Raw genomic sequence first — 6801 nt, 5'->3', positions numbered from 1 at the left:
ATTTATTAGCGATCGCACCTTTTTTGTCCAACCTCACAAAATCGCGTTGCTCCCCTGCCAGGTTGCTCCTGCTTCCATCAAATCCAGAAAAACATGCACTACTTCAGCCGTTTCATACCCTACCAGGGTGGCTCCCAAGATTTTGTCAGTATCGCTATCGATCACCATGCGGTAAAACCCCAAATCATGTCCCCACTCGATCGCACGAGCAATTTGGCTCATGGGTAACGTAACAGCACGCGCGTTGATGCCTTGCTTGTGAGCCTGTTCTAACGTCATCCCCACTCGCCCAACCTGAGGTTCTGTGTAGATAGCATAGCCAAGGACGCGATCGCTCCGCGTCCGGTTTTCTCCACATAAAATTGCCTTCAAGCGGCGATAGTCCTCCCAGGACACATGTGTAAAGGCAGGCTGTTTGGCAGCATCTCCGATCGCATAGACTCCAGAACAGGTTGTGTGGAACTGGTCGTTAATTTTGATAAACCCCTGCTCATCTAGTTCAATGCCACTCTTGGCTGCATTTAACGCACCTGTATTTGGTTTGCGTCCAATCACAACCAGCAACGCCTCTGCCTGGAATTGCTCACCACTGCTCAATGTCAGGCTAAACAAATCATTCTCGTGTGCAACCTGATTTACATTCACCCCAAAGTGAAGCCCAATCCCATCCTGCTTTAATGCTTCTGCTAAGACCTTGCTGACGTCAGCCTCTTCCCGATCAAGGACGCGATCGCCTCGCACAATTAAGTGGGTTTGACTGCCCAAACGCGCCAGTCCCTGCCCGAGTTCTAATCCAATGTAGCCAGCCCCAATTACCAGTAACCGGGGTGGTAATGCTTTTAAGTCAAAGAAGTTACGGTTGGTTAGGTAGGGAGTCCCTGCAAGACCAGGAATATCAGGAATCAGCGATGACGTGCCAGTGTTAACAATCACCAAAGGAGCCTGAACAGTGACATCACCCCCTTTAACAGTACGTTCAGCAACAAAGGAAGCTTCAGCGCAAACGATTTTGACACCTGCATTGTCCAATCGTTTGTGAATACCCTGGTTAAAGCTGTTACGGATTCCCCGAACTCGCTCCATGACAGCGGGAAAATCAACCTCAACTTCCGTGTGAATGCCTAATTTCTTTGCCTGACGAGCACGCCCTGCTGCATGAGCTGCTGCCAAAAATGCTTTGGAAGGAGTACAGCCATAATTGATGCAACTGCCGCCTAAAGCATCTCGCTCAAACAAGACCACCTTGCGACCCGATGAAGCAAAATCAGCTGCCAGTGGAATGCCTCCTTGACCGCTCCCAATCATAATGACGTCTGCTGTTTCCATCAGTGCTGGACTCCTTGAGGATAGTTTGCTTTCATAACATTCTCACACTCTAAGTTAAAGATTTTTCACACATTATTGTATGTTTGATTTTTTTGGGATAATTAGAAGTCCTTATCTAAACTTACTATCCGGTCTGCTAAAAGCTTTAGTGTCCATTGCGTCTGTCCAGAGGGTGGGTCATAACATGCTTGTAGCAATCAAAAATGCTTCTTTAAAACCATCAAGCTTCCGTGGTTTGCGTGGATGAGAACGGTCATTAAGCGTGCCCTCAATTCCACTTTTGATGAACTTGGAGCGGGTGCGCTCAACTGTCGAGACGCTGACTCGTAGTCTATCCGTAATCGTGGCATCGGTTTCGCCCTTAAAAGCCATAATGAAGAATGTGCGCACGAGTAATAGTTCTTGCTTTACTTACTCTTGCCTGTTTTGATTAGCGATGCCTACGGTGGGCTACGCCTACGCAGTTTTTCTGCTTCTTCTGTGTTCAAGTTTACAGTATATTTTTTTGCCATAAGTTTTTAATATCAAATTTTGTTTCGTATATGAATTGGCACAGAGGCAAAGTTCTTTAATAAAGTTCAGACTGTAACAGTTGAACTTCTCCAACTGTTACAAGTCAAGTATTTAAGCTAGGACTTACGAAAAAAACCTCTCAAACTCTCATTCCTCCGTGTCGCGCCAGTTGCTACCCTGCGGGAACGCTAAGAGCGAAAAAGTCGGGGAACCCGCAAAGGCGCACTGGCTTCTTTGTGTCTGGAGTGGTAGCCTGCGGCAAGCCGCTTTGCGTCTAAGTTCTTCCATTACCCGTGCGTAAGTCCTGTAAGCATTCAAAATCTGATGCAATTTAGTGGAATATTTGGTTGTTTCTCCGCAATTTCCATACCATCAGGCAAGATGTACCAACTAACAATAAACCTGAGATTGATGGTTCTGGGACTTTAGTAACTACTAAGGAAAGATTATCTGCGTAGGCGTCATTTACCCGCCCTCTTGCATAATTAGCGTTCAATAGTACATTGATTTGACGTGTACCCACAGGTACAGAACCATCAGTTGACCGCAAAAATAAGCCTGTAGTGTTATTTCTTTGTGTAGCAGTCGGCGAAGCAATATTAGCTATGCCTAAAGACTGGTTAGCTTGATCAAGAAAAGTGATGTTTAGTGATGCGCTATCTTCATCTGTGCCATATCCTCCCAACCAGCCGCTTAAGTTAAACCTACCTTGACCTGCATCAATAGTTGAGGCTAAATCAGATATATCAATTAATTGCGAAGCACTGGAAGAAGCTCGATCGGCACCACCAAAGAATAAATTGAGTCCACGATCGCTTGGTCCAGGAACATCAATACTAGGAACGGTAACATTCACTACATTACCTGAAGGGTTGGTAAAGCTAAAACCTGTTGCCCCATACTTTAATACACTGAAACTACCTATTGGAGTCCAGCCAGGGATAGTAGGTATATCAGCCCCAACAGCATTACCAACCGGATCTCCTTGCCCTTGTTCTGCATCACCATTTACTATCAAATTAGTACCAAAGGTGGCAGCATAGGTGGGATTAGAAACCAACAGACTAAATGCAAGTCCTGCTATTAAGGTTGTACCAATCTTGGCCATTGCTTGAGAAAATAAAGGAAAGATAGTTAGTTTATTCATAGTTTGTTATCTCCTTGGATTTACTAACAGCTTGTTTCAAAATTAACCAGATTCTTCAATTTTCTAACTATGGTGTTCATTGCTCACTTGAACTTTTTGCTGTTTTGCAACCAACTTTCTCTGCAAAGCTAATATTGACAACTAATGCAGTTAGTGAAGCAGCAAGCAAATACTTTTTCATGATTTTTTTATCACTCATAAGTAAGGAAAAAATGACTTTCTTGTTTTTGGTAAACTAAAACACATATTTATTGCATAGTTGTGAGGTTTGTTGAGAGTCAATAGTTAACACTCAACAGCTAACAGGAACATATATGCGTATCAATTAATGTGCAACAGCTTAACTAATGCTTAAACAATCCTTGATCTGAGCGTTTAAACTTTATGAATTATTCATTATTCAACAGTATTCATGGCATATGTTTTTATACGCATTTTTGTTTTCGATTGAAATTATCATACCAACTTGGTTGGAAAAAATCCATTCAACTACGTAATTAAATGCTGATTTCATCAAAACTTTAAATAAAAAGTTTTTTATCTTGATGAGATTACGCACATGATAAAATCTCAGAAGTAACTACGACCGTGGTGCTTTTGCGATCGCCTTCCCATTCTTAATGATGAACCTGAAGCATAAATGTAGGATAGTTTGTTTGGGGTAGTAGCGCCAGTTTCTGGTCAAATAATTAGCTAAACAAAATTAATTACATAATTCTTACTAAATTATCGAAGGATTTTTTCTACAGATGCGACAAAAGTTTGCCAATTCTTGTAAGCATCTATAGCAATCATAAATGAGTTGTGAAAATGAATGAACCGCCAAGCCGTACATCCACAGCAATTCTATCCGGCGAGATTCTACGAGCGATTTTGGCAGACCCTCTCCGGAAATCTTCAGTCATTCAAGCAGAATTGCTGTTTCTGGATGGCATTTACATCTTCCACCACCGAGACAAAGAAATTCCTGAAGCCCATGTCTACAAATCCATTTCACCCGCAGCCCTGAGAACTGTGATTACTACTAATCGACCTATTCCTCATGCGATCGCGGTGTATGCTAGCAGGTGATTAATAAATTTTCGCCATCACAAAGTTAAACTAAAAAATGAATGTCAACTCATCCAACTATCATGCAGCTATTAAAAATAACCGATCAAGATTTTTCTACTCAATTCAATGCACTTGTAAACGATCGCACAGAAGCAACAGTTGATGTCAGTGGTACAGTTAAAGATATTATTGCTGATGTGAAAGCCCGTGGTGATGCAGCAGTCAAAGAATATACAACTCTTTTTGATCACTACAGCCCTGATTCTTTTCGTCTGAGTGAAAGTTTTATTGCTAAACAAGCTGCCCAGTGTCCCCAAGAAGTACAACAGGCGTTAGAATTGGCGGCAAAGCGAATTACTGCTTTTCATCGTCAACAACTACCCCAAAATATCGCTTATACAGATGAAGTTGGAGTAAAACTCGGTTTAAATTGGGTAGCTTTAGAAACTGTAGGAATCTACGTACCCGGAGGACGAGCTAGCTATCCAAGTTCATTATTAATGAATGCTTTACCCGCGAAAATTGCCGGAGTAGAGCGAATAGCGATGACCGTACCAATGCCTGGGGGAGAAATAAACCCCGCCGTTTTGGCAGCTGCTCAGGTAGCAGGTGTAACCGAGATATATAGTATTGGTGGAGCGCAAGCAGTAGCCGCCCTCGCCTATGGTACAGAAACTTTAATTCCTGTGAATAAAATTGTTGGGCCTGGTAATGCTTATGTGGCGGAAGCCAAGCGCCAGGTATTTGGAAAAGTAGGGATTGATAGCATCGCCGGTCCTTCGGAAATTTTGGTAGTGGCAGATAATAAAAATAATCCAGAGTGGATTGCTTGGGATTTGCTGTCACAAGCAGAACATGACCCCAGCGCCCAATCTATTTTAATCACTGATTCGGAAAGTTTTGCCCAAGATGCGATCGCAGCTGTTGAGCAGATTCTCCAAACCTTACCCACCCAAACAGTAGCGACTCAAAGTTGGGAAAAACATGGTGCTGTAATCATTGTTAATGACCTAACGGAAAGTATTCCTCTTTTAAATCAATTAGCACCAGAACACGTGGAATTATGCGTAGATGAAGCACAACTTTTGGCTAAAGAGATTCGGTGTGCAGGGAGCATATTTTTAGGACAATATACTCCAGAAGCGATCGGCGATTATGTTGGCGGCCCCAACCATATTTTACCAACCTCGCGTTCAGCCCGCTTTGCTTCCGGTCTGAGTGTCTATGATTTTATGAAACGAATTACCTATTTGGAATGCGACCAACAAGCATTACAAGCTATAGGGAAAGCAGCAATTACCCTTGCTTACTCCGAAGGTTTACCAGCCCATGCGGGTAGTGTAGCGATGAGATTAACGTGAAATAAAATAGGGAACAGATGAGACCGACCCCGTCTTGGCGGTCTCCGTCACGTAGACGCAAAGCGGCTTCCCATCAGGGTGGGGGGACTGGTAACCCTCTTCTGTGACTCTCCGAAAACTCTTGCCATTTCTGAAGTCTAGAGCTTTTGTACAGGAAGCGTAGACGTAGCCCGCCGCAGACATCGCCAGATTTTTTCCTAATAACAAATACAAGCACCAAGTTTTTGTAATAGGATAGCTTGTATTGAATGACTGGTAAAGCTTCTAAAGATTACCCTCTTGGAGAGTGACAGAAAAGGGGTAAACCCAAAGGGTATATTTGCAAAGGTGAGATGCATCCGTTCCTGTACCTATGCCGAGATCAACAATTTTCTATCCAGATAAACCAATACTGTATTCAGACAGTCTGTCAAATAATGAACTGGAAAGCCAAGGCGGTGTTTTGCTTCCATCATCAGCAGTTACATACACCAAAGTCAACTTCCATAAGTAAGTTTGTTGCAAAAGTTTTTAGGTAGTATGAATGCGTTTGCCCTATGCCTTCTTTGACTATGAAAGCAAGCAAATATGGAGACATAACAGCTTACGAATCTTGTCCCTCAACAATTTCTTTTTGGATAAAACTAATTTGTGCAGCTAATTCTTGCCGAGTAGAAGCCTTGAGTAGATATCGGAAAAAAAACCAAGTTAAGTAACCAATTCCAGTCAACTCAAAAGCTCGATTTACGTGCGGAATTTCATCCACTACATCTAATATAGCTACAACTATCTTAACTGCAATAATTACTGCAATAATTGTAGCAAAACAAATAATTGGCAGTTGGTATTCGGTGGAAAATCTACCTAAGTAATTAGAAAATTGCTTCAATAAGGTAGAAAATTTACCACCAATTTGCTGCCATTCAGTTAATGGTTGATTAGCATCTAGTAGCAAGGGTTGAGCTTCAATTTTTGAACTTTCAAGTGCTGCAATAGGTTCAGTTGATGTAATATCAAAAGATTTCGATTGCTGTACTTCACTCTCCCAAGGTAATGGTTGATTAGCATCTAGTAGCAATGGTTGAGCTTCAACTTTTGAACTTTCAAGTGCTGCAATAGGTTCGGTTGATGTGATATCAAAAGATTTCGATTGTTCTACTTTGCTCTCGATAAATTTCCTATTTTTTTCAGGGATAACAGTTGTTGTTTGTTCATCACGGATATCAATTTGAGCCAATTTCATCAGTGGCGAGTAAATGGCATTGTACATATCACGTGCCATGTTCACCGCACCTTCAAAGCCCATATATGGACCATTGTGGTAGCCATGACCATTCACATAAGGCAAGTGTAGTTTCTTCACCAATGCACCCACCCGTGGTCCAGTCAACACCAAATCTGGCTTGACCATCTCTAGCACCT

General features: G+C 42.2%; 7 protein-coding genes. 2 read left to right on the top strand and 5 right to left on the bottom strand.

What is annotated here, in order from left to right; all coding sequences use genetic code 11:
* Window positions 1-33: 33 nt before the first annotated feature.
* From Q0541_RS19275 to Q0541_RS19265, 4 genes are all read right to left on the bottom strand, one after another.
* Complete coding sequence (locus Q0541_RS19275) at window positions 34-1326, bottom strand: FAD-dependent oxidoreductase (protein WP_298913708.1); 1293 nt, start codon at window positions 1324-1326, stop codon at window positions 34-36.
* A gap of 177 nt (window positions 1327-1503) precedes the next feature.
* A complete protein-coding gene (locus Q0541_RS34515; protein ID WP_366941897.1) occupies window positions 1504-1698 on the bottom strand; it encodes a helix-turn-helix domain-containing protein in 195 nt (64 codons plus the stop codon).
* A 472-nt stretch (window positions 1699-2170) separates the two neighbouring features.
* Complete coding sequence (locus Q0541_RS19270) at window positions 2171-2986, bottom strand: PEP-CTERM sorting domain-containing protein (protein ID WP_298913703.1); 816 nt, start codon at window positions 2984-2986, stop codon at window positions 2171-2173.
* 76 nt (window positions 2987-3062) lie between these two features.
* On the bottom strand, window positions 3063-3185 hold the full coding sequence (locus Q0541_RS19265) for a hypothetical protein (protein ID WP_298913700.1): 123 nt from the start codon (window positions 3183-3185) through the stop codon (window positions 3063-3065).
* Between the two features lie 611 nt (window positions 3186-3796).
* Here Q0541_RS19265 and Q0541_RS19260 point away from each other — a divergent pair.
* Together Q0541_RS19260 and hisD are read left to right on the top strand one after the other, a co-directional pair.
* Window positions 3797-4057: a hypothetical protein gene (locus Q0541_RS19260; RefSeq protein WP_298913697.1), complete on the top strand. Its 261-nt coding sequence runs from the start codon at window positions 3797-3799 to the stop codon at window positions 4055-4057.
* A 62-nt stretch (window positions 4058-4119) separates the two neighbouring features.
* Window positions 4120-5400 carry a histidinol dehydrogenase gene (gene hisD / locus Q0541_RS19255; RefSeq protein WP_298913711.1) on the top strand — a complete coding sequence of 427 codons (1281 nt, stop codon included), beginning with the start codon at window positions 4120-4122 and terminating at the stop codon, window positions 5398-5400.
* Between the two features lie 583 nt (window positions 5401-5983).
* On the opposite strand, the gene Q0541_RS19250 is transcribed toward hisD, so the two are convergent.
* Window positions 5984-6801 (bottom strand): CAAD domain-containing protein (locus Q0541_RS19250; RefSeq protein ID WP_298913694.1); only part of this gene is annotated, 818 nt, incomplete at its 5' end.

Source organism: uncultured Nostoc sp., from assembly GCF_937863485.1.
In the GTDB taxonomy this organism is placed as follows: domain Bacteria; phylum Cyanobacteriota; class Cyanobacteriia; order Cyanobacteriales; family Nostocaceae; genus Nostoc.
This window is presented reverse-complemented; position numbering and strand designations above follow the sequence as displayed.